Origin of the sequence: Streptomyces sp. NBC_00358 (assembly GCF_036099295.1) — a bacterium.
In the GTDB taxonomy this organism is placed as follows: domain Bacteria; phylum Actinomycetota; class Actinomycetes; order Streptomycetales; family Streptomycetaceae; genus Streptomyces.
The window spans coordinates 1,776,199-1,802,815 of the sequence record NZ_CP107976.1 but is presented as its reverse complement, the minus strand read 5'-3'; the positions used below and the strand labels follow the sequence as shown (position 1 = coordinate 1,802,815).

The 26,617-nt window shown below is 71.9% G+C and carries 23 protein-coding genes; 9 read left to right on the top strand and 14 right to left on the bottom strand.

Annotation, left to right across the window (positions count from 1 at the left end):
* The first annotated feature begins 96 nt into the window (after positions 1 to 96).
* Both OHT01_RS07440 and OHT01_RS07435 read left to right on the top strand, forming a co-directional pair.
* Positions 97 to 2,148, top strand: coding sequence for a phosphocholine-specific phospholipase C (locus tag OHT01_RS07440; protein ID WP_328552335.1), 2,052 nt, complete (start codon positions 97 to 99; stop codon positions 2,146 to 2,148).
* Positions 2,149 to 2,200: 52 nt separating this feature from the next.
* Entirely contained in the window at positions 2,201 to 3,040 is an 840-nt protein-coding gene (locus tag OHT01_RS07435) for a phospholipid scramblase-related protein (RefSeq protein WP_328552334.1), read from the top strand.
* 181 nt (positions 3,041 to 3,221) lie between these two features.
* Here OHT01_RS07435 and OHT01_RS07430 read toward each other — a convergent pair whose 3' ends face one another.
* Together OHT01_RS07430 and OHT01_RS07425 are read right to left on the bottom strand one after the other, a co-directional pair.
* Positions 3,222 to 4,238 carry a hypothetical protein gene (locus OHT01_RS07430; RefSeq protein ID WP_328552333.1) on the bottom strand — a complete coding sequence of 339 codons (1,017 nt, stop codon included), beginning with the start codon at positions 4,236 to 4,238 and terminating at the stop codon, positions 3,222 to 3,224.
* On the bottom strand, positions 4,235 to 5,185 hold the full coding sequence (locus OHT01_RS07425) for a phosphatase PAP2 family protein (protein ID WP_328552332.1): 951 nt from the start codon (positions 5,183 to 5,185) through the stop codon (positions 4,235 to 4,237). The genes OHT01_RS07430 and OHT01_RS07425 overlap by 4 nt, the downstream gene beginning before the upstream one ends.
* Positions 5,186 to 5,417: 232 nt before the next feature.
* On the opposite strand from OHT01_RS07425, the gene OHT01_RS07420 reads away from it, so the two are divergent.
* Complete coding sequence (locus OHT01_RS07420; RefSeq protein ID WP_328552331.1) at positions 5,418 to 6,035, top strand: TetR/AcrR family transcriptional regulator; 618 nt, start codon at positions 5,418 to 5,420, stop codon at positions 6,033 to 6,035.
* Between the two features lie 458 nt (positions 6,036 to 6,493).
* On the opposite strand, the gene OHT01_RS07415 is transcribed toward OHT01_RS07420, so the two are convergent.
* Positions 6,494 to 7,123 carry an MmpS family transport accessory protein gene (locus OHT01_RS07415; RefSeq protein WP_328552330.1) on the bottom strand — a complete coding sequence of 210 codons (630 nt, stop codon included), beginning with the start codon at positions 7,121 to 7,123 and terminating at the stop codon, positions 6,494 to 6,496.
* 309 nt (positions 7,124 to 7,432) lie between these two features.
* Between OHT01_RS07415 and OHT01_RS07410 the strand changes: the two genes are divergently transcribed.
* Positions 7,433 to 8,083, top strand: coding sequence for a restriction endonuclease (locus tag OHT01_RS07410; RefSeq protein ID WP_328552329.1), 651 nt, complete (start codon positions 7,433 to 7,435; stop codon positions 8,081 to 8,083).
* A gap of 386 nt (positions 8,084 to 8,469) precedes the next feature.
* Here the strand turns inward: OHT01_RS07410 and OHT01_RS07405 are convergent, their stop codons facing one another.
* Positions 8,470 to 9,477 carry a DUF2510 domain-containing protein gene (locus tag OHT01_RS07405; protein ID WP_328552328.1) on the bottom strand — a complete coding sequence of 336 codons (1,008 nt, stop codon included), beginning with the start codon at positions 9,475 to 9,477 and terminating at the stop codon, positions 8,470 to 8,472.
* Between the two features lie 796 nt (positions 9,478 to 10,273).
* Between OHT01_RS07405 and OHT01_RS07400 the strand changes: the two genes are divergently transcribed.
* Positions 10,274 to 12,940 (top strand): ATP-binding protein, encoded by a 2,667-nt coding sequence (locus OHT01_RS07400; RefSeq protein WP_328552327.1) that lies wholly within the window; start codon positions 10,274 to 10,276, stop codon positions 12,938 to 12,940.
* Between the two features lie 260 nt (positions 12,941 to 13,200).
* On the opposite strand, the gene pcaDC is transcribed toward OHT01_RS07400, so the two are convergent.
* Genes pcaDC through OHT01_RS07365 form a run of 7 tightly spaced genes read right to left on the bottom strand, consistent with a single transcriptional unit; the run spans position 13,201 to position 19,661 of the window.
* Positions 13,201 to 14,343 carry a bifunctional 3-oxoadipate enol-lactonase/4-carboxymuconolactone decarboxylase PcaDC gene (pcaDC, locus tag OHT01_RS07395; protein WP_328552326.1) on the bottom strand — a complete coding sequence of 381 codons (1,143 nt, stop codon included), beginning with the start codon at positions 14,341 to 14,343 and terminating at the stop codon, positions 13,201 to 13,203.
* Positions 14,340 to 15,689 (bottom strand): 3-carboxy-cis,cis-muconate cycloisomerase, encoded by a 1,350-nt coding sequence (gene pcaB / locus OHT01_RS07390; protein ID WP_328552325.1) that lies wholly within the window; start codon positions 15,687 to 15,689, stop codon positions 14,340 to 14,342. The genes pcaDC and pcaB overlap by 4 nt, the downstream gene beginning before the upstream one ends.
* Complete coding sequence (gene pcaG / locus OHT01_RS07385) at positions 15,686 to 16,249, bottom strand: protocatechuate 3,4-dioxygenase subunit alpha (protein WP_328552324.1); 564 nt, start codon at positions 16,247 to 16,249, stop codon at positions 15,686 to 15,688. Before pcaG ends, pcaB begins: the two co-directional genes overlap by 4 nt.
* A 2-nt stretch (positions 16,250 to 16,251) precedes the next feature.
* Positions 16,252 to 17,022: a protocatechuate 3,4-dioxygenase subunit beta gene (gene pcaH, locus OHT01_RS07380; RefSeq protein ID WP_328552323.1), complete on the bottom strand. Its 771-nt coding sequence runs from the start codon at positions 17,020 to 17,022 to the stop codon at positions 16,252 to 16,254.
* A 10-nt stretch (positions 17,023 to 17,032) separates the two neighbouring features.
* Positions 17,033 to 18,235: a thiolase family protein gene (locus OHT01_RS07375; RefSeq protein ID WP_328552322.1), complete on the bottom strand. Its 1,203-nt coding sequence runs from the start codon at positions 18,233 to 18,235 to the stop codon at positions 17,033 to 17,035.
* Positions 18,232 to 18,879: a CoA transferase subunit B gene (locus tag OHT01_RS07370; RefSeq protein ID WP_328552321.1), complete on the bottom strand. Its 648-nt coding sequence runs from the start codon at positions 18,877 to 18,879 to the stop codon at positions 18,232 to 18,234. The genes OHT01_RS07375 and OHT01_RS07370 overlap by 4 nt, the downstream gene beginning before the upstream one ends.
* Positions 18,879 to 19,661 carry a CoA transferase subunit A gene (locus OHT01_RS07365; RefSeq protein WP_328552320.1) on the bottom strand — a complete coding sequence of 261 codons (783 nt, stop codon included), beginning with the start codon at positions 19,659 to 19,661 and terminating at the stop codon, positions 18,879 to 18,881. The genes OHT01_RS07370 and OHT01_RS07365 overlap by 1 nt, the downstream gene beginning before the upstream one ends.
* A gap of 273 nt (positions 19,662 to 19,934) precedes the next feature.
* On the opposite strand from OHT01_RS07365, the gene OHT01_RS07360 reads away from it, so the two are divergent.
* Complete coding sequence (locus OHT01_RS07360) at positions 19,935 to 20,399, top strand: MarR family winged helix-turn-helix transcriptional regulator (protein ID WP_328552319.1); 465 nt, start codon at positions 19,935 to 19,937, stop codon at positions 20,397 to 20,399.
* Positions 20,400 to 20,414: 15 nt separating this feature from the next.
* On the opposite strand, the gene OHT01_RS07355 is transcribed toward OHT01_RS07360, so the two are convergent.
* Both OHT01_RS07355 and OHT01_RS07350 read right to left on the bottom strand, forming a co-directional pair.
* The gene (locus OHT01_RS07355) at positions 20,415 to 21,398 is read right to left on the bottom strand and encodes a DUF3048 domain-containing protein (RefSeq protein WP_443043363.1); all 984 of its coding nucleotides are present in this window, start codon (positions 21,396 to 21,398) and stop codon (positions 20,415 to 20,417) included.
* A gap of 168 nt (positions 21,399 to 21,566) precedes the next feature.
* On the bottom strand, positions 21,567 to 22,637 hold the full coding sequence (locus OHT01_RS07350) for an ATP-dependent DNA ligase (protein WP_328552318.1): 1,071 nt from the start codon (positions 22,635 to 22,637) through the stop codon (positions 21,567 to 21,569).
* 74 nt (positions 22,638 to 22,711) lie between these two features.
* Between OHT01_RS07350 and ligD the strand changes: the two genes are divergently transcribed.
* Both ligD and OHT01_RS07340 read left to right on the top strand, forming a co-directional pair.
* Positions 22,712 to 23,743, top strand: a complete 1,032-nt coding sequence (ligD, locus tag OHT01_RS07345) for a non-homologous end-joining DNA ligase (protein ID WP_328552317.1) — start codon at positions 22,712 to 22,714, stop codon at positions 23,741 to 23,743.
* Positions 23,744 to 24,010: 267 nt separating this feature from the next.
* Positions 24,011 to 25,051: a LacI family DNA-binding transcriptional regulator gene (locus tag OHT01_RS07340; protein ID WP_328552316.1), complete on the top strand. Its 1,041-nt coding sequence runs from the start codon at positions 24,011 to 24,013 to the stop codon at positions 25,049 to 25,051.
* 159 nt (positions 25,052 to 25,210) lie between these two features.
* On the opposite strand, the gene OHT01_RS07335 is transcribed toward OHT01_RS07340, so the two are convergent.
* Complete coding sequence (locus tag OHT01_RS07335; RefSeq protein WP_328552315.1) at positions 25,211 to 26,002, bottom strand: VOC family protein; 792 nt, start codon at positions 26,000 to 26,002, stop codon at positions 25,211 to 25,213.
* A gap of 272 nt (positions 26,003 to 26,274) precedes the next feature.
* Here OHT01_RS07335 and OHT01_RS07330 point away from each other — a divergent pair, with 272 nt between their 5' ends.
* Positions 26,275 to 26,520: a WhiB family transcriptional regulator gene (locus OHT01_RS07330; protein WP_328552314.1), complete on the top strand. Its 246-nt coding sequence runs from the start codon at positions 26,275 to 26,277 to the stop codon at positions 26,518 to 26,520.
* Positions 26,521 to 26,617: the final 97 nt, after the last annotated feature.

The following is a 26,617-nucleotide window of genomic DNA, read 5'->3' as shown; positions in this document are numbered from 1 at the left end:
CCTTTCCTGACGTTTGGTGCGCTTGGAACACTCCCTTCGCGCACGTTCCGTCCATCCACGGCCACAGGGCCCGTCAGGACAAGAGGTCACCCGCCCATGTCTCAAGTGAATCGGCGCCGATTCTTCCAACTCGCCGGTGGTACAGCGGCGTTCACCGCGCTGTCCGGCAGCGTCCAGCGTGCCGCGGCGCTGCCCGCGCACCACCGCTCGGGCACGATCGAGGATGTCGAGCACATCGTCGTCCTGATGCAGGAGAACCGTTCGTTCGACCACTACTTCGGTTCGATGCGGGGCGTCCGGGGCTTCGGCGACCCGCGTCCGGCCACCACGACGGGCACCAAGCCGGTCTGGTACCAGTCGGACGGCACCAAGGACGTGCTCCCGTTCCACCCGGAGGCGGACGACCTCGGTCTCGCGTTCATCCAGGACCTCCCGCACGGCTGGAGCGACGGGCACACCGCGTTCGACAAGGGCAGGTACGACAAGTGGGTGCCCGCCAAGTCGGCGACGACGATGGCCTATCTGACGCGTGAGGACATCCCGTTCCACTACGCGCTGGCCGACTCGTTCACCATCTGCGACGCGTACCACTGCTCGTTCATCGGCTCCACGGACCCCAACCGCTACTACATGTGGACGGGTTACACGGGCAACGACGGCAAGGGCGGCGGCCCGGTTCTCGGCAACGACGAGGCGGGGTACGGCTGGACGACCTACCCGGAGCGGCTGGAGGCGGCCGGGATCTCCTGGAAGGTCTACCAGGACGTCGGCGACGGGCTCGACGCGAACGGCTCCTGGGGCTGGATCCCCGACGCCTACCGGGGCAACTACGGTGACAACTCGCTGCTCTACTTCAACCAGTACCGCAACGCCAAGCCCGGCGACCCGCTGTACGACAAGGCCCGTACCGGCACCGACGCCCGCAAGGGCGAGGGCTTCTTCGACCGGCTGCGGGCCGACGTGCAGGGCGGGACGCTGCCGCAGATCTCCTGGATCGCCGCTCCCGAGGCGTTCTCCGAGCACCCCAACTGGCCCGCCAACTACGGTGCCTGGTACATCTCCCAGGTGCTGGACGCGCTCACCTCCGACCCCGAGGTGTGGAGCAGGACGGCGCTGTTCATCACGTACGACGAGAACGACGGCTTCTTCGACCATCTGGTGCCGCCGTTCCCGCCGCAGTCCGCCGCACAGGGCAAGTCCACGGTCGACGTCGGCCCGGACCTCTACGCGGGGGACGCGAGTCACGCCGCCGGACCGTACGGACTGGGCCAGCGGGTGCCCATGCTCGTCGTCTCGCCCTGGAGCAAGGGCGGTTACGTCTGCTCCGAGACGCTCGACCACACCTCGATCATCCGGTTCATGGAAGCCCGGTTCGGGGTGCGGGAGCCCAACATCTCGCCCTGGCGGCGCGCCGTTTGCGGCGACCTCACCGCCGCCTTCGACTTCACCCGCAAGGACACCGGGCCCGTCGCGCTGCCCGACACGGACGGCTACCGGCCGCCGGACGGCAACCGTCACCCCGACTATGTTCCGACCCCGCCCGCCAACCCCGCCCTGCCCGCGCAGGAACGTGGCTCGCGCCCAGCCCGCCCGCTCAAGTACGCACCGCTCGTGGACGGTTCGGCGAACACCGCGGCCGGCACGTTCACGCTGACGTTCGGCTCCGGCGCCCAGGCCGGTGCCGCCTTCCTGGTCACCTCCGGCAACCGCACCGACGGCCCCTGGACGTACACCACCGAAGCGGGCAAGACCGTCTCGGACACCTGGAACTCGGCCTACTCCGGCGGCTCGTACGACCTCACGGTGCACGGCCCCAACGGCTTCCTGCGCACCTTCAAGGGGGCCGGCAGGACAGCGGGGACCGAGGTCACCGCCCGCCACACCGGCTGCGATCTGGAGCTCACCCTCGTCAACAAGGGTGCCGTCACCTCGACGCTCAAGCTCACGAACGGCTACGGCGGGCAGCCCCAGGTCCTCCGGGTCCGGGCGGGCGCGACCGTGAAGCACACGGTGGACCTGCGGGCGGGCAAGCGCTGGTACGACCTGACCGTCGTCTGCGACACGGAGGCGGGCTTCCTGCGGCGATTCGCCGGACATGTCGAGAATGGCCTGCCCGGCGTCAGTGACCCGGCTCTCGTCACCGCCTGATGGATACCCAACTGCCGGTTGATTTCAGGCCATGTCACGGTAGGGTGCCCCGGTGACCACGCATTCGAACACTCCTGCAGGTTGGTACCCGGACCCGAACGGGACGCCCCAGACCCAGCGTTACTGGGACGGCTCTCAGTGGACCGACCAGCAGGCTCCGGCCGCGCAGCAGATACCGCAGCAGGCCCAGGCGCCCCAGCAGGCGTTTCCTCAGCAGGCCGCGGCTCCCGACCCGCGCGTCCAGCGCCAGGTGCAGCAGCAGGCCGGGGTCGCCCCGAGCGGCGTCGGCGGCGGCACGGTCTTCACCGAGCCGGTCCTGGTGGTGAACCAGAAGGCCAAGCTGATCGAGCTGACCAACGAGTACAAGGTCATGGACCAGCAGGGCAACCTGATCGGCTCGGTCGTCGAGGTCGGGCAGGGCGTGTTCAGGAAGATCCTGCGACTCGTCTCCAGCCTCGACCAGTATCTGACGCACAAGCTGGAGATCCGTGACGCGCACGGTCAGCCGCAGTTGCTGCTCACGCGCCCCGCGAAGATCTTCAAGTCGCGGGTGGTCGTGACACGTCCGGACGGTTCGCCGGTCGGCGAGATCGTGCAGCAGAACATGATCGGCAAGATCAACTTCGCGATGAACGTCAACGGCCAGAAGGTCGGCGCGATCAAGGCGGAGAACTGGCGTGCCTGGAACTTCGCGATCGTCGACCAGTCGGAGAACGAGGTGGCCCGGATCACGAAGACCTGGGAAGGCCTCGCCAAGACGATGTTCACGACCGCGGACAACTACGTCCTGCAGATCCACTTCCAGCTCCCCGAGCCGCTGCTGAGCCTGGTGGTCGCGACGGCGCTGACCGTCGACACGGCGCTCAAGCAGGATTCCCGCGGCCTGGGCTGACCGGAGGCGCTTGCACGGAAGGGCGGTCGCGGATCTCTCCGCGACCGCCCTTCCCGCATGTTCCGGCCCGGCGTACGAGCCGGCTCCTCGCTCGTGCGTGACCCGGCTCTTCGCTCTCGCGCGAGCCGGCTCCTCGTTCTTGCGTGCGCCGGTACTTCCCCGGCCGCACGCGCGTCCGTGCCTACAGTGACGTCAAATGGCCCGAGTTGGGCTGCTGGGGCACCAACGAGGGTTCGTACGCCGCCGATCCCGCTTCGAGTGCCAGCACCGCGGCGACCGGGTGGTCGTCGTCGGCCAGGGCGTCCGCGAAGACGCCCGCCCGGCCGTCCAGCGAGGCGCCCAGCGAGCCGTCCGGCGATGCGTCCGCCGGGATCGCGGCCGGTTCGGGCGCCGAACGGGACAGGGTCACCACACCCCAGCCGGCGATCGAGGCTCCCGCGAACGCGAGCAGCAGGCCCGTCGCGCCGCCCTGCAGTCGTTCACCGAGCAGGGACAGGCCGATCACCGCCGCGGCGAGCGGGTTCGCGAGCGTCACGACGGCCAGCGGGGCGCCGAGTCCGCCCTGGTAGGCGATCTGAGACAGCAGCAGTCCGCCCGCCGCGAAGACCGCCACGAGCAGCGCCACCGCGACGACCTCGGCGCTCGGCAGGGAATCCGAACGGTCCGTCGCGGCCACCGTCACGGTCTGGGTGAGAGCCGACGCCACGCCCGAGGCGAACCCGGAGGCGGTCGCGTGCCGCAGACCGGGGCGGGCACCGCGGGCCAGCCCGCCGATGAGTACGGCGGTCGTTCCCGCGACGGCCAGCGCCTGCGGCAGGCTGAGCACGTCGTCGGGCTCGGGCCCGGACGCCGTGACGAGCAGGGCGGCGAGGCCGATCAGGGTGAGCGCGGTGCCGCGCCATTCGACCGGGCTGACCCGGCGACCGGCGACCCGGGCACCCAGGGGCACCGCCGCCACGAGGGTGAGCGCCCCGAGCGGCTGGACCAGCGTCAGGGTTCCGTACCTGAGGGCCGCGACATGCAGCAGCGCGGCCGAGGCGTTCAGCGTCACCGACCCCCACCAGGCGCCGCGGGCCAGCAGGCGCAGCGTGCCCGATCCGTCCGACCGGGCGGCGAGCCGCTCCTGGGCGACGGCCGCGGAGGCATAGGCGACGGCGGAGAAGAGGGACAGGACGACGGCGGCGAGTGTCGGATTCATCGCCCCGCTCCCACGAGTTCGGGCCGGTCCTGTACGGGTGTCACGGGGCGCTCGTTCCTCGGGTGCCGTTTCGAGGCCGTCACCGTGCGGTGCGGCGGGTGGACCACCGCGAGGGCGACGCAGAGCAGCGCGGTGGCGACGACCGCGTCGAGCCAGTAGTGGTTCGCCGTGCCGACGATCACCAGCAGGGTGAGCAGCGGGTGCAGCAGCCACAGCACGCGCAGGCGCGACCGGGTCGTCGCGATCAGGCCGATCGCGACCATCAGCGCCCAGCCGAAGTGCAGCGACGGCATCGCCGCGAACTGGTTCGCCAACGCGTCGGTCGCCGGGTGGGCCCCGTACACCGTGGGCCCGTACACCTGGCCGGTGTCGACGAGACCCGTCTCGGCGAGCATCCGCGGCGGTGCGAGCGGGAAGGTGAGGTGCCCGACCAGGGCGGCGGCGGTGACCAGGGCGAGGACCCGGCGCGCCCACACGTAGTGCGCCGGCCGCCGCAGATACAGCCAGACCAGGAAGGCGACGGTGGCCGGGAAGTGGACCGTCGCGTAGTAGGTGTTCGCGAGGTGCACGAGCGCGTCACTGTGCAGCAGCGTGGTCTGCACCGAGCCCTCGCCGGGCAGGTGCAGGGACCTTTCCCAGCCCCACACGCGGTGCGCGTTGGCGAAGGCCTCGTCGGTGTGGCCGGTGGCCAGCAGACGGCCGGCCTTGTAGACGACGAAGAGCCCGACGACGAGCAGCAGCTCGCGCAGGAGCGGCGGGCGTGCCGCGGTGTCGTCCCGGCCCGGTCCGGGGAACGCGTCCGCCAGGGTGTGCGGGCCCGGACGCGGTTTCGGGTGCGCCTGTCCGGCCGCGTGGCGTGACGCGGCCGCGGGTATGGCCGCGTCGGGCGGCTCCGGTTCTGTCGCGGACTCGGATGCGGAATCTGCAGGCTCGGTTCGGGAATCCATCCCCCGGCCCCCTTGCTGACGGTCTGGTGTCCAGTGGTGCGCGGTGAGCCCGGGACAGGCTCCGTTCGGCCTCCCTGCGCGGGAGGTGCGGATCCTGTCCGAGGCTCATCGATACGGCAGTGTACCGATACGCAAGGGTACCGATACGGATGCGTACCGGTACCCTCCCGTATCGATTACACTGGGCGCAAGACCGCACCGGCATCCACCGGATCGAGCGAGGAGAAGCGCCATGACGTCGCAGGCCGCGGACGGACCGGAGACGGTCGTCGCCTCGCGCCGCTCCAAGATCACGCCGGAGCGTGAGCAGGAGTTCTACGACGCCGTGCTCGAACAGATCCGGGAATGCGGCTACGAGGCGCTCACCATGGAGGGCGTCGCCGCCAGCACCCGGTGCAGCAAGTCCACGCTCTACCGGCAGTGGAGGACGAAGCCCCAGTTCGTGGCCGCCGCGCTGCGCAACAACCGCTGTCCGCGGTTCACGGGGATCGACACCGGCTCGCTCGCCGGAGACCTGCGCGAGGCGGCCAGGGCCGCTGGCGAATGGTCGGCCCGGGACAACACGCAGTTGCTGCAGGGCCTCGGCAATGCCGTGATGCAGGACAAGGAGCTCCAGCAGGCGCTCCGCGACGCGCTCGTCGAACCCGAGGTCGCCGAGCTGCGGCAGATGGTCGGCCGGGGCGTCGAGCGCGGCGAGGTCGACGCGGGTCATCCGGCGCTGGAGTTCATTCCGGCCCAGATGCTCGGCGTCCTGCGCGTGCGCCCCCTGCTGGAGGGCCAGTACGCCGACGCGGCGTATCTCACACGCTTCGTGGAGGCGGTCGTCCTGCCGACTCTCGGCCTCACCTGAGACTCAGGCCGACGTCCGCGGGATGACCGGACGTCGGCCTGTAACGCGCCGCACCGTGGGGACGGGGGCGGCGCGCACCCCCCGGCCGGGTGGGGTACCCCTTGAGCGGAGGGGCACTCCACCCGGCCGATCCATGTCCCGGCGTCCCCGGCGTCCCGGCGGAGCCGGGAGGGGAGCGCAGGGGGATGCGGGTACGTGGACGCCGGGGCGCGGATGCGCGGCGGTGGCGTGGTCCGGGACGGGCCGACCTGACGGACCGGTCCCCAGCCGCCCTTGGCCGGCCACGGCTGCACCTGGTGCGCGTAGCCCGGTGAGAGGGCCGGGCCGGTTCTCGCGGAGGCGGTGAGCGACCTGCCACGCCCGCGGCCACGTCGTCGGGCCGGTCCTACCGTCGGCCGGGCCGAGGCCGACGCCGAAGCGACGGTGCCCGGACCTCCGGAGGACCGGCGGCGGTCGTTCTAGCTCCAGCCGCCGAACAGGCCGCCGCTGAGCTGCGCCGAGCAGATGTTGTATCCGCCGGCGGCGTGGCCGGTCTTGGTCTTCCCGTCCACGGTCACCGAGCAGTGGATGTCGCCGCCGCCCGACAGTTGCGCGGTGACGACGTAGTACATGGCGTCGTCCTTCAGCGTGAGCGTCTTCGTCATCGGCAGACCACGGCCTTGCAGGTTGTCGCTGTCGCTGCCGTAGGTGATGTCCAGGCCGGACGGCGCGGACCCCCACACCTTGAACACGACCTTGTCGGCGGACGCGGCCGCCTTCGTCTTCTTCGGCTTGGCCTTCGTGGTGGCGGCCTTCGCCGCCTTCGCCGTCTTCGTCACGGTGACCGTCGGGGCGGGGGCGGCCTTCGCCTTGCTCTTGGCGGTTTCCGTGACGGTGACGCGCGGCGCGGGCTTCGCGGCGGCGGCCGTCTTCTGATCGTCGCCGGAGGAGCCTATGCCGACGCCGATGAACAGGATGAACAGGGCGGCGGGAATGGCGATCCGCTTACGAGCCCACTTCGGGCGGCCGGTGGGCTGCGGCGGCACCGGAGGCGGCGGTACCTGGCTCCAGCCGAACGGTCCGGACGGCGGCGGCTGGTTCTGCGACATGTGTCCCCCCTGGGTGGTGCGTTGAGGGATGAACGTAACGGTGCAGGTGAGAGTTCTGTAAGAGTCATGGAGATACGGTGATGAAACCGTAACGAAATGTGAACCTTCAACGAACTTGCTCCGTCCGGAGCTCGGGATGGGGTGGTTGCCGGATCGCGAGGGGTCCGGGTCCTGCCGACCCTCCGCCAACCGGCAACGGGGCGAGGGTGGTTCGCCATACACGACATCAGGCCGCGCCCGCCAGTCAGCCCCGGTGCAAACGCGGTACAGCTACGCTTCCGCACAGATCGCGTCCCCGGGGGAACCTTCATGTCGCCACGCCGCACCCGCGGTTCGTCCTGCCAGTCGGTCGTCATCCGCCTCTTGTGGACCGTCGGCATTCCGCTCGCGGTTCTCCTCCAACTGGTCAAGCACGTTCCGGAAGTCGGCATCCCGTTGATCCTGGCCGCGGCCGCCGGCGGCATCGTCTACGCGGTGCACCGCGCCCGCGACGCCGAGCAGCAGCGCCTTGAGGCCGCCCGCCAGGCGCGGATTCGCGAGGTGCAGTCACGGGAGATCGCCCGCTACCACACCCTCGGCTCCAAAGAGTTCGAGCACGCCATCGCCTATCTGTGCCGGCGGGACGGGTGCACGGACGTCGAGGTGAGCGGTGGAGCCGGAGACCTGGGAGCCGATGTCGTCGCGACCGCCCCGGACGGACGGCGGATCGTCATCCAGTGCAAGCGGTACGGGCCCACTCACAAGGTCGGATCCCCCGATATGCAGCGGTTCGGGGGCACTTGCTTCACGGTGCACCATGCCCAGGTTGCCGTGGTGGTCACCACGAGTACCTTCACGCGGCACGCCATCGGCTACGCCGCCACGCAGGGCATTCGCCTCTACGACGAGCAGGCCCTCGCGGGATGGGCGTCGCAGACCGGCCCGGCCCCCTGGCAGCAGGCCGGTCAACGGGCCGCGTAGTCGCCGCAGCAGGGATCAGTGGGCGCGGGCGGCGAGCCGGCCCGGCCCGGATGCGTTCCCCGCCCCTTGTGCGCGTGACGCGTGCGCGTGCCGTCGTCAGGCCGTCCGGCCAGGGTGGGGCATGAGTTCACCCCTTGTGCGAAGCCCCCACCCTGGTCCCGGGCAGCGAGACGAAGTGCCCCCGCGGCCATCAACAGCATCGGCGACGAGCCGGCGGGGCCTTCGTCGCCTCCCTTGCCGGACGGGTGGGAGATGATCACGTCGAGTGGCCGCTGAGGGCGCCGACTCCCAGCCGGTCGCATCCGGATTCGGGGAGCGGATGCCGGGCGAGGTCGAGAGCGGACAGCGAGGGCGTTGCTGCACGTCGTCGACCCCACCCGCATCTGTCAAACGTTCTGCCCGTTGCCGCCGGTCCCGGACGCCACCTTGATGCCCTTGGTGATCGTGTCGATGATCGACTGCTTGGGGGCCTTGGAGCCGGCGTCGACGCCGAAGCGGACGACGACGAGCGAGTTGTGGTCGGCCGGGGCGGGGAAGACGAGCGATTCGACGTAACCGTCGTCACCCTTGCTCGTCACGACCTTCCAGCGGACCAGGTAGCCCTTCTCGCCGGCCACCGTGACCGCCTTCGAGGCGAGCTCCGTGTGCGAGGTGATCGAGCCGTAGCCCGTGCCGTACGACTCGGTGGCGTTCTTGGAGATGTCCTCCTTGGCCGCCGCCTCCGCCGTCGTGGACTTCAGCTTCTGCGCGCTCGCCGGAGCCGAGTAGGCGCCGCCGCGCTGACACTTCTGCGAGGTGTCGCCAGGGCACGTGTAGGTGTCCTTGGTGGAGACCGCGGCGGCGCTCGCGCCGCTCTGGCCGGTCCAGCCGTCCGGCACCGGGATGCTGATCCCGTTGTAGACGTCGGTGGCGTAGCCGTCCTCCGTCTGCGGCAGGCCCGAGGCGCCCGGCGCCGGCGTCTGCCCGCCGAGACCACCGGAGCCTCCCGAGTCGCCAGGAGCACCGCTCGGACCGCCCGAGCCGTCCTGGCCCCCACCGGGGCCGCCCTGTCCGCCCTGTCCGTTCGGGCCGCCGGGCCTCTGGGAAGCCGCGCTGCTGCTGCCGCCTCCGCCGTCATTGGTCAGCGCGTACACGCCGCCGACGATGCCCGCGAGCACGGCGATAGCCGCCGCGACGGCTATGCCCGTGCGCAGCCCGCGCCGCGAGGGACCCGGGGGGTACGGCGGATGGAATCCGGCCTCCGGCGGCAGCGCCGGGGGACCCCATGCGGCCGCCGACCCGACGGGGCGGATCTGGTCCGTCCATGCCTTACCGTCCCACCAGCGCTCGGTGGCGGGAGCGTCACTTGTCTGCCCGGGATCGGGATACCAGCCGGGGGGAGTCACCTGCGTCATGGCCCCACCGTATGAGCCCAGGGTGAAAGCCGGATGAGAGGGTTCCCCGGAAGCCGGCTCCGGGGGCTGACGCGCACATGCCGGCCAGCCCCGTCGATCACTCCGGGGCGAGCCGCATGCGTTCCGCATCGGTGCCGCCCGTGCCGTGCTGCGCCCGTGCCGGGCCTGCGCCACCCGGCCACCTGTGCCGCCCGCATCCGTGGCCGCCCGTGCCGTGCTGCGCCGCCCGTGCCGTGCCTGTGGGCACCTCCCGGTACTTGTGTCGCCCCGCCACCCCCGGACGGGCCTCCGGGCCGCGCGCGGGCCAGCCGGACGGATGAAGAACGCCTGTGCCAAGGGTGCCGGGGTATCGCGAGGGGCCTGGAGGACCGTCCGGGGGCGGTGGGGTGCGCCGGGCGTCGCGGAACCGTCGCGGACGCCGAACTCGTATCCCTCGATTCCCTCGAAGGAGCGCCCGGCGCAGCCGGCGAGCGGGGTGCCGCGGACGTGCCGGACCTGAGGGCGTGCAGGTCAACCCCGCACGCTGGGGCGCTCGTGCCGGTTTTCCGAGGGGCGTGCGGGAGACAACCCGCCCCCGGCCCGGTGTCGATGCCCAGGACGGGAAATTGCCTTCATTTTCCCCGCAGTTGACTGACCATCAACTGTCCCCACGCCACTGGGCGCCCGGCGGCGTCGCCTCCGCGACATCGCCGTCACTCGTACCGGCAACTGCTGCCGGGTCACGCCTCCACCCTGGCTTCCAGGAGGCTAGGCTCTTTGCAGTTACGTCGTTTGGGCGACCTGGGGAGGTAGCGGGATGACGCAGGCACGGCCCGGAACGGTCGCCTCGGCTTCCCTGTGGGAGCGTGACGAGGAGGTCGCCACCCTCGAAGAGGCGATCACCGCGCTGCGCGCGGACTCGGCGACCGCGGGCACCCTGTTGGTGCTCAGCGGAGACGCGGGTCTCGGGAAGACGGCACTCCTCGCCGAGGCGCGCCGGATCGCGGAGGCCAACGGCTGCGCGGTGTGGTCGGCACGCGGCGGCGAGACCGTCACGTCCGTCCCCTTCAACGTCGTACGGCAGTTGCTCCAGCCCGCTCTGGTCTCGCTGCTCCCGGAGGAGGCACGCGAGTATCTGGGCGACTGGTACGACATCGCCGGCCCCGCCCTCGGCATAGCCGAACCCGGTGACCGGCAGCCCGACCCGCAGGGTGTCTGCGACGGTCTGGTCGCAGCGGTGCGCCGGCTCGCGAAGCGGGACTGGCCACTCGTGCTGCTCATCGACGACGCGCACTGGGCCGACCAGGAGACCCTGCGCTGGCTCGCCGCGTTCGCCGAGCGCCTCGACGACCTGTCCGTCCTCGTCGTGGTCGCGCGCAGGCCCGGCGGGGTCAGCGGCGAGAGTGCCCGGCTGCTCGACGCCGTGGCCGCCGCGGCTCGTCCCGTCTCCACGCTGAGCGCCCTGACCCCGGCCGCGACCGAGGGACTGACCCGCGCCACCATCGGCGAGCACGCCGACGCGCCGTTCTGCCGCGAGGTGTGGGCGGTCACCGGCGGCAACCCGTACGAGACCGTCGAACTGCTCGCCAAGGTCCAGGACAGCGAACTGGAGCCCAGCGAGGGCTCGGCCGCCGAACTGCGCGACCTGAACCGCTCGGCCCGCGGCCGCGGACTGGTCGCCCGGCTCGAAGGACTGGGCATCGACGCCACCCGGTTCGCCTGGGCGGCGGCCATCCTCGGCACCGGGATCTCCCTCGACCTCGCCGCCCAACTCGCCGGAATGCCCGACGAAGAGGCGTCCCGCTGCGCCGAACTACTGGGCGCGGCACGTATCTTGACCGCGGCCGAGTCGCCGAACGGCCACGGACCCGACGGCGACCTGGAGTTCGTGCACCCCCTGATCGCGACAGCGGTCTACCGCTCGATCCCGGACGCCCTGCGCACGGCGATGCACGGTCAGGCGGCCTGGGCGGTCACCGAGTCCGGACGAGGAGCGGCCGCCGCCTCCCGGCACCTCCTTGAGGTGCACCCGGACGACGACCCCGAACTGGTCGAGCAGATGCGTGAGGCCGCCCGCGAACACCTCGCCGTCGGCGCCCCGGACGCGGCCCGGCGTTGCCTGGAGCGTGCCCTGAAGGAACCGCCGCTTCCCGAGGTGCACGCGCGGGTGCTCTACGAACTGGGCTGTGCCACGCTGCTGACCGCGCCGTCCACGACCATCGCGCATCTGCGCGCCGCGCTCGAACGGCCCGGCCTCGAAGACACCGTACGGGTGGACGCGGTCTTCCGGCTCTCCCAGGCGCTGGTCCACAACAACCAGTTGGACGAGGCCGTCCGCACGGTCGGGGCCGAGGCCGAGCGGCTGGACCCGGGACCCGCCCGGATGCGCCTCCAGGCCGTGCACTACATGTGGGAGGGCATCCACGCGGGCGAGGAGCGCGCCGGACACTCCAGCGGTCTCGCCGAGCTCGTCACGACCTGCACCGGGCGCGACAACTCCGAGCGCGCGCTCCTCATACTGCGTGGCTTCGACGCGATGACGCGAGGCGAGAACGCCGAGGAGGTCATCGAACTCTGCGACCGCGCCCTCGTCAACGGACGGCTCGCACCCGGCCTCGCCTGGACCGACACCGAGTGGGGCGTCGAACTCCTGCTCATGCTGGGCAGCGCGTACGCCTACGCGGACCGGCTCGACCGGGCCGAGAGCCTGTTCAGCGAAGCGCTGCACGCCTATGTGAAGGCGGGCTGGAGCGGCGGTCACCTCTCCCTGGCCAACGCCTACCTCGGACTCGCCCACCGCAGAAGAGGCCGCCTCGCCGACGCGGAGCACTACCAGCGCGAATCGCTGCGGCTCGCGGAGCGGGTCGGACGCGGGCTGCCCCTGTACTGGTCGGCGACCTGCGGGCTCATCGACACCCTGCTGGCCCGCGGGCACGTCCAGGAGGCCGCGGAGATCGCGGAGCGCTACGGCTTCACCCCTCCGTACCCCTCCACGATCGTCCTTCCCGACACCCGCTCCGTGCGCGGCCGGCTGCTGCTCGCCGTCGGCCGTACGAAGGAGGGCATAAACGAGCTGGAGGCGGCCGAGAAGGCCGCCGCCGCCCGGGGCCACCACAACACGGTGCTGGCACCGTGGGCCGTCGACCTCGCCAGGGCGCTCGCCACCGAGGACCCGTCACGTGCCGCCGCCCTCGCCACGGACGCCCGCCGGCAGGCGGAGCGGTTCGGCACCGACACGGCGATCGGCGAAGCGCTCCGCTGCGCCGCGGCCCTCGAAACCGGGCAGCGCGCGGTCCGGCTGGCAGCACAGGCGGTCACCTACCTGGAAGCCTCCCCCTGCCAGTACGAACACGCGGCGGCCCGCATCGAGTACGGCATCGTGTCCCGCTCGGTGATGGAGCTGAACAAGGGCCTGACACTGGCGCGTGCCAGCGGGGCGGACGGACTGGTCGCGAAGGCGGAGTCGGCCCTGGCCGGTCTGTAGCCCGGTGCCCGGCCTCCTGGCCGGGCACCGGGCACCGGCCCGAGGGGCCGCGACGCCCAAAATCCGGCCTCGTTGAGTGCGCTGCCCGGGACCCGGGTCCGCCCCGGGCCGGACCGGGAGGAGCGGACGCGGACCCGCCCGAGGCCGGCGCCCAGGGCCGGTACCGGCCGCGCGGAGCGGTCGAACCGGGTGCGGCGGGCCCGGGGTGCGGCGGGTCCGGGATGCGACGGGCCCGGGGTGGGCGTGCCCCTTCGGCCGGGTCACCCCGAGGGCCGGCCGTCCTCGGGGTCGTCCTCCGCCAGTACTCGCTGGGCCACCGCGAAGGCCGAATTGGCGGCCGGTACACCGCAGTAGACCGCTGTCTGGAGCAGTACCGCGCCGATCTCCTCGGGGGTGAGCCCGTTGCGGCGCGCCGCGCGGACGTGCATCGCCAGCTCGTCGAGATGGCCGTGCGCCACCAGCGCGGTCAGCGTGACCATGCTGCGTTCGCGGCGCGTGAGCGTCGTATCGGTCCAGATCTCACCCCAGGCGTAGCGCGAGATGAAATCCTGGAAGCGGGCCGTGAACGGACTCTGGCGGGCCTGCGCACGGTCCACGTGCTCGTCGCCGAGAACCTGACGGCGCACCTCCATGCCGCGCCGCGCGCCTCCCGCCGAGAAGTGCGCCCGCAGGGCGGTCAGCACGGCTTCCGGGCACTGCGCGGGTGCCAGGTGCGAGGCGCCCGGGATCTCGACGAGCGCGGCGCCCTGCACGGCGTCCGCGATCTCCCGCAGATGCGCGGGCGGGGTCGCGGGGTCCTCGCGGCCCGCGATCAGCAGCGTGGGTACGGTGACGGAGGCGAGCCGGTCCCGGATGTCGAACGCGGCCAGGGCGTCACAACAGGCGGCGTACGCCCCCGGGTCGGCGGTGCGATGGTCCTCGACCAGCTCCGGCACGGTGAAACCGGCCGTGAACCACCGGGTGTCGGCGGTCGCGGCCACGGGCCCGAGACCTTCGCGGCGCACCAGCTCGGCCCGTTCCTCCCACGGCTTCGACCCGTTGAAGTGGGCCGAGGAACAGATGACGGCGAGGGAGACGAGCCGCTCGGGGTGGTGGACCGCGAGATGCAGGCCCACCGCGCCGCCCAGCGACACCCCGGCGTACGAGAAGCGCTCGATGCCCAGGGAGTCGGCCAGTTCCAGCACGAGCGCGGCCAGGTCGGCGACGGTCGCACCGGGGCCGATCAACCCGGCCGGTGAGCCGCCGTGTCCGGGAAGGTTCCAGCGCACCACCCGGTGGGTGACCGACAGTTCGGGCGCGACCCTGTCCCACAGGGCGTACGACGTCCCGAGGGAGGGCCCGAGGAACAGCGGGGGAGCGGTGGTGGACCCCTCGGTGCGGTGGTCGAGCAGTTTCACGGTCAACGTCGCTCCAGAGCACGGTCGGTGAGGACTCCCGCGGAGCCCGTGTAGCGGTTCGGATCGGTGAGGTCGGCGAGGTCCACGCCGGGGACGTCCTTGAGGTCGGGCTCCTCGCCGAGCACGTCCGCGAGGGGCCGCCCTTCGCTGACCGCCCGCTCGGCGGCCCGCGTCAGCAACTCCTTGGCCCGCGCCCGGCCGAGCACCGGCGTGAGCTCGGCGGCCAGTCGTTCGGAGACGATCAACCCGTGGGTGAGGCCCAGGTGTTCGCGCATGGCGTCGGCGTTCACCCGTAGTCCCTCGGCCAGTTCGGCCGCGTCGCGGGCCGCCCCGCCGACCAGTCGGAGCAGATCGCGCAGGGGCTCCCACTCGGTGTGCCAGGCCCCGGCGGGGCGCTCGTCCTCGGCCGCCAGCGCGCCGTACAGCGTGGCCGCGAGCAGCGGAGCGCGCCGGGCGGCGGCGGCCACGAGGGTGGCCCGCACCGGGTTCGCCTTGTGCGGCATCGCGGACGAACCGCCGCCGGAGCCCTCGGCCAGTTCGGCGATCTCCGTGCGCGAGAGGGTGAGGACGTCGACGGCCGTCTTGCCCAGCGCGCCGGCCGTGAACGCCAGCGCGCCGGCCAGGTCCGCGATCGGTGTGCGCAGGGTGTGCCAGGGCAACTCTGCTTCGGCGAGGCCCAGTTCACGGGCGTACGCGGCGGTCAGCGCACGGGTGTCGTCCGCGCCGAAGGCGGTGAAGGCGGCCAGGGTGCCCGCCGCGCCGCCGAGTTGGGCGGGCAGGGCGGACCGAACGGCGCGCACCCGGTCCCGGGCGTCGAGCACCAGGGACCGCCACCCCGCCGCCTTCAGCCCGAAGGTCGTCGGCACCGCGTGCTGGGTGAGCGTGCGGCCAGGCAGCACCGTGTCCCGGTGCTGCTCCGCCAGCCGGGCCAGGGCCCGTCCGGTCCGGTCCAGGTCGCTCAGGACCAGGTCCAGGGTGCGGGCCGCGACGAGCATGGTGGCCGAGTCCAGGATGTCCTGGCTCGTCGCGCCCCGGTGGACGTACGGGCCGAACTCGGCCGGGACGGCGGCCGTCAGGTCCGCTACCAGGGGGATCACCGGGTTGCCGCCGCTCCGGGCGCGCAGCGCGATCGAGGCGATGTCGAAGTCCGCGCCGTCGGCCGCGAGGGAGACCGCCGTGGCGGCCTCGGCGGGGGCCAGCCCGAGTGATGCCTGGGCGCGGGTCAGCGCGGCCTCCGCGTCGAGCAGGGCCCGCAGATACGCGGCGTCGCCGGTCGCGGCCGACGCCGGGGATCCCGCGGTGCCGGGGGCGAGCAGCCCGGCGTCGGACGCGTCGGGGTCGGCAGCTGTCACTGGAACTCCAGGAAGACCGTTTCGCCTTCGCCTTGAAGGCGGATGTCGAAACGGTACGTCCGCGGCGCGCCCTCGGCCGCGATCAGCGTGGCGCGCCGCTCGGACGGCAGCGCGTCGAGCAGCGGGTCAGGGCCGTCGGCCAGGTAGGCGCGGGTGAACAGGTGGTGCGTCAGGCCCCGCGCGAACACGCAGACGCTGATGTACGGCAGTCCGGTGTTCCCCGGAGGCAGGGTGCGCAGCGCGTAGTGTCCGTCGGCGTCGGTGGCGACGCGGCCGAAGCCGGTGAAGTCGACGCCGTTGCGGCCGAGGAAGCCGCCTGTCGAGGGGTCGCGGCGCAGCGAGCCGGGGGCGCCGGTGAGGGAGCCGTCGGGGGCGGCCTGCCAGAAGTCCAGCAGGGCGTCGGGGACCGGGGCACCCGCGCCGTCGAAGACGTAGCCGTGCAGGGTGATCGTGTCGGGGTGACCGTGGGGCGCGATGTCGCCGCCGCCGGTGAAGGGCAGCGCGTGGCCGTAGAACGGGCCGATGGTGTGGGACGGGGTGGGGAGCAACCGCTCGGTCATGCTCAACGGCCTTCCTCGATCCAGGTGGCGGAGGGACCGTCGAGGACGATGTCCCACTCGTAGCCCAGGGAGAACTCGGGCCGCGAGAGATCATGGTTGTAGCCGGCGATCAGCCGGTCGCGGGCCGCGGTGTCCGTGACGGACCGCAGGATCGGGTCGTACGGGAACAGCGGGTCGCCCGGGAAGTACATCTGGGTCACCAGCCGCTGGGTGAACGCCGTGCCGAAGACCGAGAAGTGGATGTGCGCGGGCCGCCACGCGTTGGTGTGATTGCCCCACGGGTACGGTCCCGGCTTGACGGTGGTGAACGTGTACCGGCCCTGATCGTCCGTCAGGGTGCGACCCACGCCGGTGAAGTTGGGGTCGAGCGGCGCCGGATGCTGCTCGCGCAGATGGGCGTACCGGCCCGCCGCGTTGGCCTGCCAGACCTCTACGAGCTGACCGCGTACGGGACGGCCGTCGCGGTCGAGCAGCCGGCCCGAGACGGTCATCCGCTCGCCGATCGGCTCGCCCCGGTGCTGCAGGGTGAGGTCGTTGTCGATCTCGGTGATGTCGGTGACACCGAAGACCGGGCCCGACAGCTCGACCGTCTCCGGATCACCTCCGCGCACGGCGATCAGCGGCTGCTTGGGGTGGCGGAGCCGGGAGCTGCGGTACGGGGCGTAGTCGCGGGCGGCGTGGTGCAGCACGGGCGCGCCGCCTGCCACCGCCTTGTCGTAGTCGTCCTGGAGATCCTTGATCTCGACGTCGATGTCCGACTGAGTCAGAGCCATGGTCGACTTCCTAGCGTTCGAGGACGAGGGCGAGGCCCTGGCCCACGCCGATACAGAGGGTGGCGACACCAACTCCGCTGCCCTTGCGGGCGAGTTGGTGGGCGACGGTGCCGGCGAGCCGGGCACCGGAGGCGCCGAGGGGGTGGCCGAGGGCGATGGCGCCGCCCTGCGGGTTGAGGATCCCGGTGTCGAACTCGGGCCATTCGGCGACACAGCCGAGGACCTGGGCGGCGAAGGCCTCGTTCAGCTCCAGAGTCGACAGGTCGTCAAATCCCTTGCGCGCCTTGGCGAGTGCGCGGTTCACGGCCTCGACGGGGGCGAGCCCGAAGTACCGCGGGTCGACGGCGGACACGCCGGTCGCCGAGATCCGGGCGAGGGGTTCGCGGCCGGTGGCCCTCAGTCCCTCGGCGTCGACCAGGAGCAGGGCCGCCGCGCCGTCGTTCAGGGGTGAGGCGTTGCCCGCGGTCACCGTCCCCCGCTCGGTGCGGAAGGACGGCTTCAGCCGGGCCATGGCGTCGAGGGACGCGTCGGCGCGTACGCATTCGTCGGCGCCGAACACGACCGGTTCACCCTTGCGCCGGGGGAGGGTCAGCGGCGCGATCTCGGCGTCGAACAGTCCCTCCGCCTGCGCCCGGGCCGCCTTCCGGTGGCTGCCGAGGGCGAACTCGTCCTGCTGTTCGCGGGTGATCCCGTGCTTGTCGGCGATGAGTTCGGCCGACTCGCCGAGCGGAATGGTCCACTGCGGGTCCATCCGCGGATTGACCATGCGCCAGCCGAGGGTCGTGGAGTACAGCTCGGCGTGCCCGGCGGGGAACGGCCGGTCGCTCTTGGGCAGGACGTAGGGGGCGCGGGTCATCGACTCGACGCCGCCCGCCAGTGCGATGGAGGCGTCGCCGAGCGCGATGGCGCGGGCCGCCTGGATGACGGCTTCGAGCCCGGAGGCGCACAGCCGGTTGACGGTCACGCCCGGCACGGAGGTGGGCAGCCCGGCGAGGAGGGCGGCCATCCGACCCACGTTGCGGTTCTCCTCGCCCGCGCCGTTGGCGTTGCCGAAGTACACGTCCTCGATCCGCGCCGGGTCCAGGTCCGGTGTCCGGGCGAGGAGTTCACGGATGGCGTGGGCCGCCAGGTCGTCCGGGCGGACGGCCGCGAGTGAGCCGTTGTACCTGCCGACCGGCGTCCGGACGGCATCGACGATGTAGACGTCCTTCACGACTGGATCCCCTCCGCGACACGGATCTCGGCGGCGGTCTTCGCCGCGATCTCCTTGGCCGTGACGCCCGGCGCGGTCTCCACCAGGAGCAGGCCCTCGGCGGTGACGTCGAGGACGCCGAGGTCGGTGATGATCCGGTTCACGCAGGCCTTGCCGGTGAGCGGCAGTTCGCACTCCCGGAGGATCTTGGGCGAGCCGTCCTTGGCGGTGTGGGTCATCACGACGATGACCGTACGGGCGCCGTGGACGAGGTCCATCGCTCCGCCGATGCCGGTGATCATCTTGCCCGGGACGGCCCAGTTGGCGAGGTCGCCGCCGGCCGAGACCTGCATCGCGCCGAGCACGGCGACGTCGATGTGCCCGCCGCGGATCATCCCGAAGGACAGCGCGGAGTCGAAGTACGAGGCGCCCGGCAGGACGGTCACGGTCTCCTTGCCGGCGTTGATGAGGTCGGGGTCGACCTGGTCCTCGGTCGGATAGGGGCCGGTGCCCAGGATGCCGTTCTCCGACTCCAGGATCACCTCGACACCCGCGGGGAGGTGGTTGGGGATCAGCGTCGGCAGGCCGATGCCGAGGTTCACGTACTGGCCGTCCGCGAGTTCACGCGCGGCGCGGGCGGCCATCTCTTCCCTGCTCCAGGCCATTACTCGCTCACCGTTCCGTCCGCCGCGGACGCCGAGACCGTCCGCTTCTCGATCAACTTGGCGCCCGCCTGCTCGGGGGTCAGGGCCACGACGCGCCGCACGAAGATGCCCGGCAGATGTACGGCGTCCGGATCGATCCCGCCCGGCTCCACGAGCTCCTCCACCTCGGCGATCGTCACCCGGCCGGCCATCGCGGCGAGCGGGTTGAAGTTCCGGGAGGACTTGTTGAAGACGAGGTTGCCGTGCCGGTCGCCCTTCGCGGCCCGCACCAGGGCGAAGTCGGTGCGGATGCCGTGCTCCAGTACGTACGGGGTGCCGTCGAACTCGCGCACCTCCTTCGGCGGGGAGGCCTTCGTGACGCCGCCGTGGCCGTCGTAGCGCCAGGGCAGTCCGCCGTCGGCGACCTGCGTGCCGACCCCGGCGGGTGTGTAGAAGGCGGGAATCCCGGCCCCGCCCGCGCGCAGCCGCTCCGCCAGCGTGCCCTGCGGGATCATCTCGACCTCCAGCTCGCCGGCCAGGTACTGCCGGGCGAACTCCTTGTTGCCGCCGATGTACGAGCCGGTGACCCGGGCGACGCGCCCGGCGGCGAGCAGGGTCGCGAGCCCGGATTCCATGGCCCCGCAGTTGTTGGAGACCACTCCGAGTCCCTGGACTCCACGCGCGAGGAGTGCCTCGATCAGCACGTTCGGTACGCCGCTGAGGCCGAATCCGCCGACCGCGAGCGTCGCGCCGTCCGGTACATCGGACACCGCCTCCAGCGCCGTGGCGACCACCTTGTCCATGCGTGAAGCCTCATCTCTCCCGAGTGTCCAGAGCCCGAAATTAATCAGGGCACTGATTAATTCTTCGAGGTTCTCGACACGCTGCCACCCCGTCTCCGGTCCGTCAAGACCCCGGATGGATGGCTGATCAGGGAGATCATCGAGGCCGTCGATGGCCGGGACAGTCGGCGGGTGTGGCGAGTATCCTTCAGTGCACCAATCAATTCGGTGCGTCGACGCACCCGACCCTGGTGCGGCGCGGTCACCGGCGCGCACCGGACCCGAGGAGCGCACATGGCCGCGGTGGACCTCTCCACCCACCCCGGGCACCTGGCCCGGCGACTGCAACAGGCGCACTACCTGCTGTGGAACACGATGGTCTCCGAGGAGATCACCTCGCCCCAGTTCGCGGTCCTGAACGCGCTCGTCGCCGAGCCCGGCCTCGACCAGCGCACGGTGGGGGAGCGGGTCGGGCTGGACCGGTCCACGATCGCCGAGGTCATCAGCCGCCTCGGGCGCCGCGGACTGCTGGACAAGGTGCGCGATCCGCAGGACGGACGGCGCTTCCTGCTCCGCCTCACGGACGAAGGTCTGCGGACCCACCGCAAACTGACCGTCCGCACCGCGCGCATGAACCAGGTCTTCCTGGCCCCCCTCTCCGCCGAGGAGCAGACCCTGTTCTTCGACCTCATCCAGCGGGTCTCGGACGCGGCCGAGGGGCTCCGCAACCCCGCGGAACCCCTCGGCGCGCGACGCTAGGGAAGGCCCGCCGCCTCACTCCTTCGCGAAGACCACCCACACCTGGCCCTTCGCGAAGTTCAGCGGAGCACCGTCAGGGGTCGTGAACCGGGTGCCGCCGGCCGCTTCCGGCCGCGTCCAGTTCGCGTCGAAGGAGCGGCCGTCACGCAGCACCTCGGCCGTGCCCGAGCCCACCGACTCCGTGTAGGGCGAGTTGTTGCCGTTGACGTCGTGGTAGCGGGACTTGCGTACCTTCACATGCTGGACGACCACCGTCGCCGGTGCCACCGAGGTGCCGTCCGTAGTCACCGTGGGCGTGCCGTCCATGGCCACCAGCCAGCGTCCACGGCCGGCGGACCAGGTGAAGGTGAAGCGGGCCGACGGGAAACGGACGGTGCGGGAGGCCTCCGGGGTACCGCCGGGGGGTGCCGCCCCGAATCGGAACCCCGTGGTCAGCGCCGCCTCGCCGGGGGCCGAGCCCATCAGCCGCCGCGGGCGCAGGTACAGGTTGTGCGGTGCGGCCTTGCCCGTGCCCCGGTACCAGGCGTCGGACACCTTGCCCGGCGTCTCGGGACGCAGCGGAGCGCTGTCGATCAGCGGCAGCAGCTTGCGCTGGGCACCGGAGAAGGCGAGCGTCGGATCGTCGAACTGTCTCAGCACCTCCAGATCCGACTCGCGGGCACTGCGCACGGGCCCGACGGCCTCGGGCAGCGTGCCGGCGAAGATCGCCATCAGCCGGCTCAGGCCGCCCTCGACCTGTTCCGCGTACACGATGTCCGCCGCGTCGAGCCCCGTCTGGGGGCGTGCGCCGGGCACATTGTCGATCTTCACCGCGAGTACCGGGCCGGCGTTCGACGTGCCGGTCCCGCTGTCGCTCGGGGTGGGGCTGGAGGCATGGCCCCGGCCGTCGTCGGTCGCTCCGCCCCCCGAGGTGCAGCCCGCCAGCAGGGAGCCCGTCACCGTGACGGCCAGCAGTGCCGCCGTCCATGCGCCGCGTCGTATCCGCACCATTTCCCGCATGCCCACCGTGCCACCTGTCCCGTGCCATCGATTGTGCGTTCATCAGTTCATCGGTGGCCATACCCGATCGTTTCCGAATGCGCGCGTCGAGTGAGCCGATCGGCTCGGCGGGATGGTCCGGGCAGAGCGGAACAGGACCGCGGAGCGGGCCGTTCCGAGCCCGGCGTGTCAGTCCCGCGGCCCCAGGATCTCGGCGAGGTCGTAGCCGACGGGCTCGTCCAGTTGTCCGTACGTGCAGCTCTCGGCGGTGCGGTCGGGGCGCCAACGGCGGAAGCGGGCGGTGTGCCGGAACCGCGCGCCGTTCTCCATGTGGTCGTACGCCACCTCGGCCACCCGCTCCGGCCTGATCGGGATCCAGGACAGGTCCTTCTTCGCCGACCATCTGCTGGGCGCGCCCGGCAGCCGCGCCGTCTCGTGCGCCGATTCCTGCGCCCAGGCCGCCCACGGATGCCCGGCCGCGTCCTCCAGCCGCAGCGGCTCCAGCTCCTCCACCAGCTCGGCGCGCCGCTTCATGGTGAACGCGGCACTCACCCCCACGTGCTGGAGCGTGCCCTTGTCGTCGTACAGGCCGAGCAGCAGCGACCCGACGACCGGTCCGCTCTTGTGGAAGCGGTAGCCGGCGACGACGACATCCGCCGTCCGCTCGTGCTTGATCTTGAACATGGCCCGCTCGTCCCGCAGGTACGGCAGCGTGAGCGGCTTGGCCATCACTCCGTCGAGCCCCGCACCCTCGTACTGCTCGAACCATCGCTGCGCCACCTCGCGGTCCGTGGTCGCCGGCGCCACGTGCACGGGCGCCGTCACCCCGGCCAGCGCCTTCACCAGCAGGGCGCGCCGGTCGCCCAGCGGAACGTCGAGCAGCGACGTGTCGGCGAGCGCCAGCAGGTCGAAGGCCACGAAGGAGGCGGGGGTCCTCTCGGCCAGCATCCGCACCCGCGAGTCCGCCGGGTGGATCCGCTCCGTGAGCGCGTCGAAGTCGAGCCGCCCGTCCCTGGCGATCACGATCTCCCCGTCCATCACGCAGCGCTCCGGCAACCGCTCCAGCAACGCTTCGACGAGCTCGGGGAAATACCTGGTCAACGGCTTGCCGGTGCGGCTGCCGATCTCGATCTCCGCGCCGTCGCGGAACACGACGGCCCGGAACCCGTCCCACTTCGCCTCGTAGTGCATGTCCGGCGGGATCTTCGCCACGGACTTGGCGAGCATCGGCTTCACGGGGGGCATCACCGGCAGATCCATACTTCGATTCTGCGCGGTGGCGCGGCCGTCCGCCCGGTGTGCGGGGCCCGCGAGCTGCGCCTACCGTGGCTCGCATGGGCGATGCGGTGGAACTCGAAGCGGCCGGCAGGAGCGTACGTCTGTCCAGTCCGGGCAAGATCTTCTTCCCGGAGCGCGGCTTCACGAAGCTGGACCTCGCCCAGTACTACCTCGCGGTCGGCGACGGCATCACGCGCGCCCTCCGCAACCGCCCCACCACCCTGGAGCGCTACCCGGACGGAGTGACCGGCGAGTCCTTCTTCCAGAAGCGGGCCCCCAAGAACATGCCCGACTGGATCCCGACCGCCCACATCACCTTCCCGAGCGGCCGCAGCGCCGACGAGATGTGCCCCACCGAGCCCGCCGCCGTGCTGTGGGCGGCGCAGTTCGGCACGCTCACGTTCCACCCGTGGCCGGTCCGCCGCGACGACGTCGACCGGCCCGACGAACTGCGCATCGACCTCGACCCGCAGCCCGGCACGGACTACGCCGACGCGGTGCGTGCCGCCCACGAACTGCGCGAGGTCCTCCACGAGTACGGCGGTCTGCGGGGTTGGCCCAAGACCTCGGGGGGCCGCGGTCTGCACGTCTTCGTGCCGATCCAGCCGCGCTGGACCTTCACCCAGGTACGCCGGGCCGCCATCGCCGTCGGGCGCGAGCTCGAACGCCGTATGCCGGACCAGGTGACCACCGCGTGGTGGAAGGAGGAGCGGGGCGAGAAGATCTTCGTGGACTACAACCAGACCGCCCGGGACCGCACCATCGCCTCCGCCTACTCCGTACGGCCCCGCCCGCACGCCCCCGTCTCCGCGCCGCTGCGCTGGGACGAGGTGCAGGACGCCAGGCCCCGGGACTTCGACCTGGCGACCATGCCGGGGCGCTTCGCCGAACTCGGCGATGTGCACGCCGACATGGACGACCACGCCTTCTCCCTGGAGGCGCTGCTGGAACTCGCCAGCCGCGACGAGCACGACCACGGTCTCGGCGACCTCCCGTACCCGCCCGAGTACCCGAAGATGCCGGGCGAGCCCAAGCGCGTACAGCCGAGCCGGGCCAGACACGAGGACGCCGGGTCTCCGGGCGACTGAGCATCCCCGGCGGGATCATCGGGCCCGTCCGGACCCGCGCCCGGCCGGTCGTCCCCCGCTTCCCGGGTGTGGCCGGTACCCGGCGCGCGGCCGTCCTCGACGACGGGACCGGCCGGGCCGGACGTCCGGTGCCCCCGGGCCGGCCCGGGGCCCAAGTCCCCTTCGGGGACGACCGGTTCGAGCCGTTCTCGATGATCGGTGAGCGCTCTCACGGAGCGAGGGTCACGCGGCTATCCTGATCCGCATCCGCCGAGGAGGTGCCCTGACGTGACCGAGACAGCGTCGCGACCCACGCTGGAGGCCGTGGCCGCGCGGGCCGGGGTCTCCCGGGCCACCGTGTCGCGCGTCGTGAACGGTGGGGACGGAGTCCGTGAGCCGCTCGTCGAACGGGTGCGCCGGGCCGTCGAAGAACTCGGGTACGTGCCCAACCAGGCCGCCCGCAGCCTCGTCACCCGGCGCCACGACGCGGTCGCCGTGGTGATCGCCGAGCCGGAGACCAGAGTCTTCGCCGACCCGTTCTTCGCACTCCAGCTCCGGGGCATCAGCAAGGAACTGACGGCGCACGACTCCCAGCTCGTGCTGCTGCTCACGGAGGGCCGTGACGACCATGCCCGCGTCGCCCGCTATCTCGCCGGCGGCCATGTCGACGGCGCCCTCGTCTTCTCGCTGCACCTCGACGACCCTCTGCCGGGCCTGATCCACGGCGCTGGCGTGCCGACCGTGTTCGGCGGGCGGCCCGGCTGGGGCGACGGCGTCCGCGAGGCGGTGTACGTCGACTGCGACAACCGCGGCGGTGCCCGTCAGGCCGTTCGGTACCTCCTGGGCCTGGGGCGGACGCGCGTCGCCCACATCACCGGCGCGCTCGACCAGACGTCTGCCGTCGACCGGCTGGACGGCTACCGGGAGGTCATGGCCGACGCCGATCCGACGCTCGTGGCGCAGGGGGACTTCACCCCCGCGGGCGGCGAACGCGCGATGCGGGAGCTGCTGGAGCGCCACCCCGACGTGGACGCGGTGTTCGTGGCGAACGACCTGTCCGCCCTCGGCGTGCTGCGCGTGCTGCGTGAGCACGGCCGGCGGGTGCCCGAGGACGTCGCCGTGATCGGGTTCGACGACATGCTGCCGATCGCCGAGCAGACGGATCCACCGCTGACTACGGTGCGTCAGGACATAGAGGAGATGGGCCGGTTGATGGCCCGCCTGCTGATCCGCGGGCTGGAGGGCGGCACGCGGGCGGAAGGCCCGGGGGCGTCCGACGCCTCCGGAGTGGTCCTGCCGACGACGGTGGTGCGACGGGCGTCCGCCTAGCACACCGCGGGGCGAGGGGACCTCGTCGAAGGTCCGCGCGTACGTCATGTGCGCCGGGGCCCGGGTTGCCCGCAGCCTCGGCCGGGCCGGCCGAGCCACGGTGAGAGCCGGGACCGGGCGGCGGGACACCGTGTCGTCGGGTCCCGCCGACCGGGAGCGTCAGCTCTGCTGCGGTGCGCTCTTGATCACCGCGAAGCGTGCCCCGTACGGATCGGCGAGCTTGGCCATGCGGCCGACGCCCTCCATGTCCGTGGCGGGCGTCCGGACCGTACCGCCGAGCTCCTGGGCCTTGGCGACCACGGCGTCCGTGTCGGCGACCTCGATGTACGGCAGCCAGTACGCGCCGGACTTCGCCTCGACCGGGTCGTCCGCGAGCGCCATGACGCCGCCGAACATGCCCTCCTCCTCGGTCCCCGCGGGGTTGACACAGGTGTAGGTGCCGCCGGGGAACGGAACCGCCGAGGTGTTCCACCCGAAGACCGAGTTGTAGAACGCTGCGGCCGCCGCGATGTCCGGGGTGTACAGCTCGACCCAGCACAGCGAGCGCGGGTCGCCGGCCATGCCCAGGCCCTTGGTCCGGCCCGGCTGCCAGATGCCGAAGGCCACGCCCGCCTCGTCGGCGAGCATGGCCATGTGCCCTTCGCCCATCACGTCCATGGGCGGCATGAGGACGTTGCCCTTGGCCTGCTCGACCGCCTTGGCCGTGGCCTCGGCGTCCGCTGTCTGGAAGTAGACGTTCCAGGACGGCGGTCCCTGCTCGGCGGTGATCTGCATGCCGCCGGCCACGGTCTTCCCGTCGACCTGGAAGAAGCCGTAGCCACCGGCTTCGGGGCCCGCCGACTGGAACTGCCAGCCGAAGAGGCCTCCGTAGAACGAGGTGGCGCCCTCGATGTCGGATGTGCCGACATCCAGCCAGTTCGGGGCACCGTTGACGAAGCGGGTGGTGAGCATGATTGCCCTCCTTTGAGGGGTCCCGTTGCCTTTGGTGCCGAGTCTTCCACCGCCCACTGACAATCGTGGCCGGGACGCGCAGCCCGCACCGGAGCGGCGGCCGTCGTTACTCTCGGTGGCTTCGGGGATTCATATTGTCGTCACCCGCCTCCGCGCGCCGCCGTGCCCCGGACCCTCGCGCGGGGCCATCATCGAGGCCGCCAGGGGCTTCGGAACACGGCGTTGATCCCGCGTTGATCGAACGTTTTTCGCCGCGAGGCACGATCTTGAACATGCATTTGGAAACGATCACCCCGTCCGACCTCGCCTGGCAGGAGCAGGCGTTGTGCGCGCAGACGGGAGCGGACTTCTTCTTTCCCGAGCCGGGCAGCTCGGTGCGCGATGCGAAGCGCATCTGCGGGATGTGCGCGATGCGTTCCGCGTGCCTCGACTACGCGCTGAGCAACGACGAACGCTTCGGCGTGTGGGGTGGACTCTCCGAGAAGGAGCGCCTGGGGCTGCGGCGCGCCCTGGAATGACGTGACGGGCGCGGCTCCCCTGAGCGGGGGACCGGCGGCGTCGTGACATCCGCCGGAAACGCGCGAGCCCCCGGGGCACGTCCCCCGCGCGTGGCGG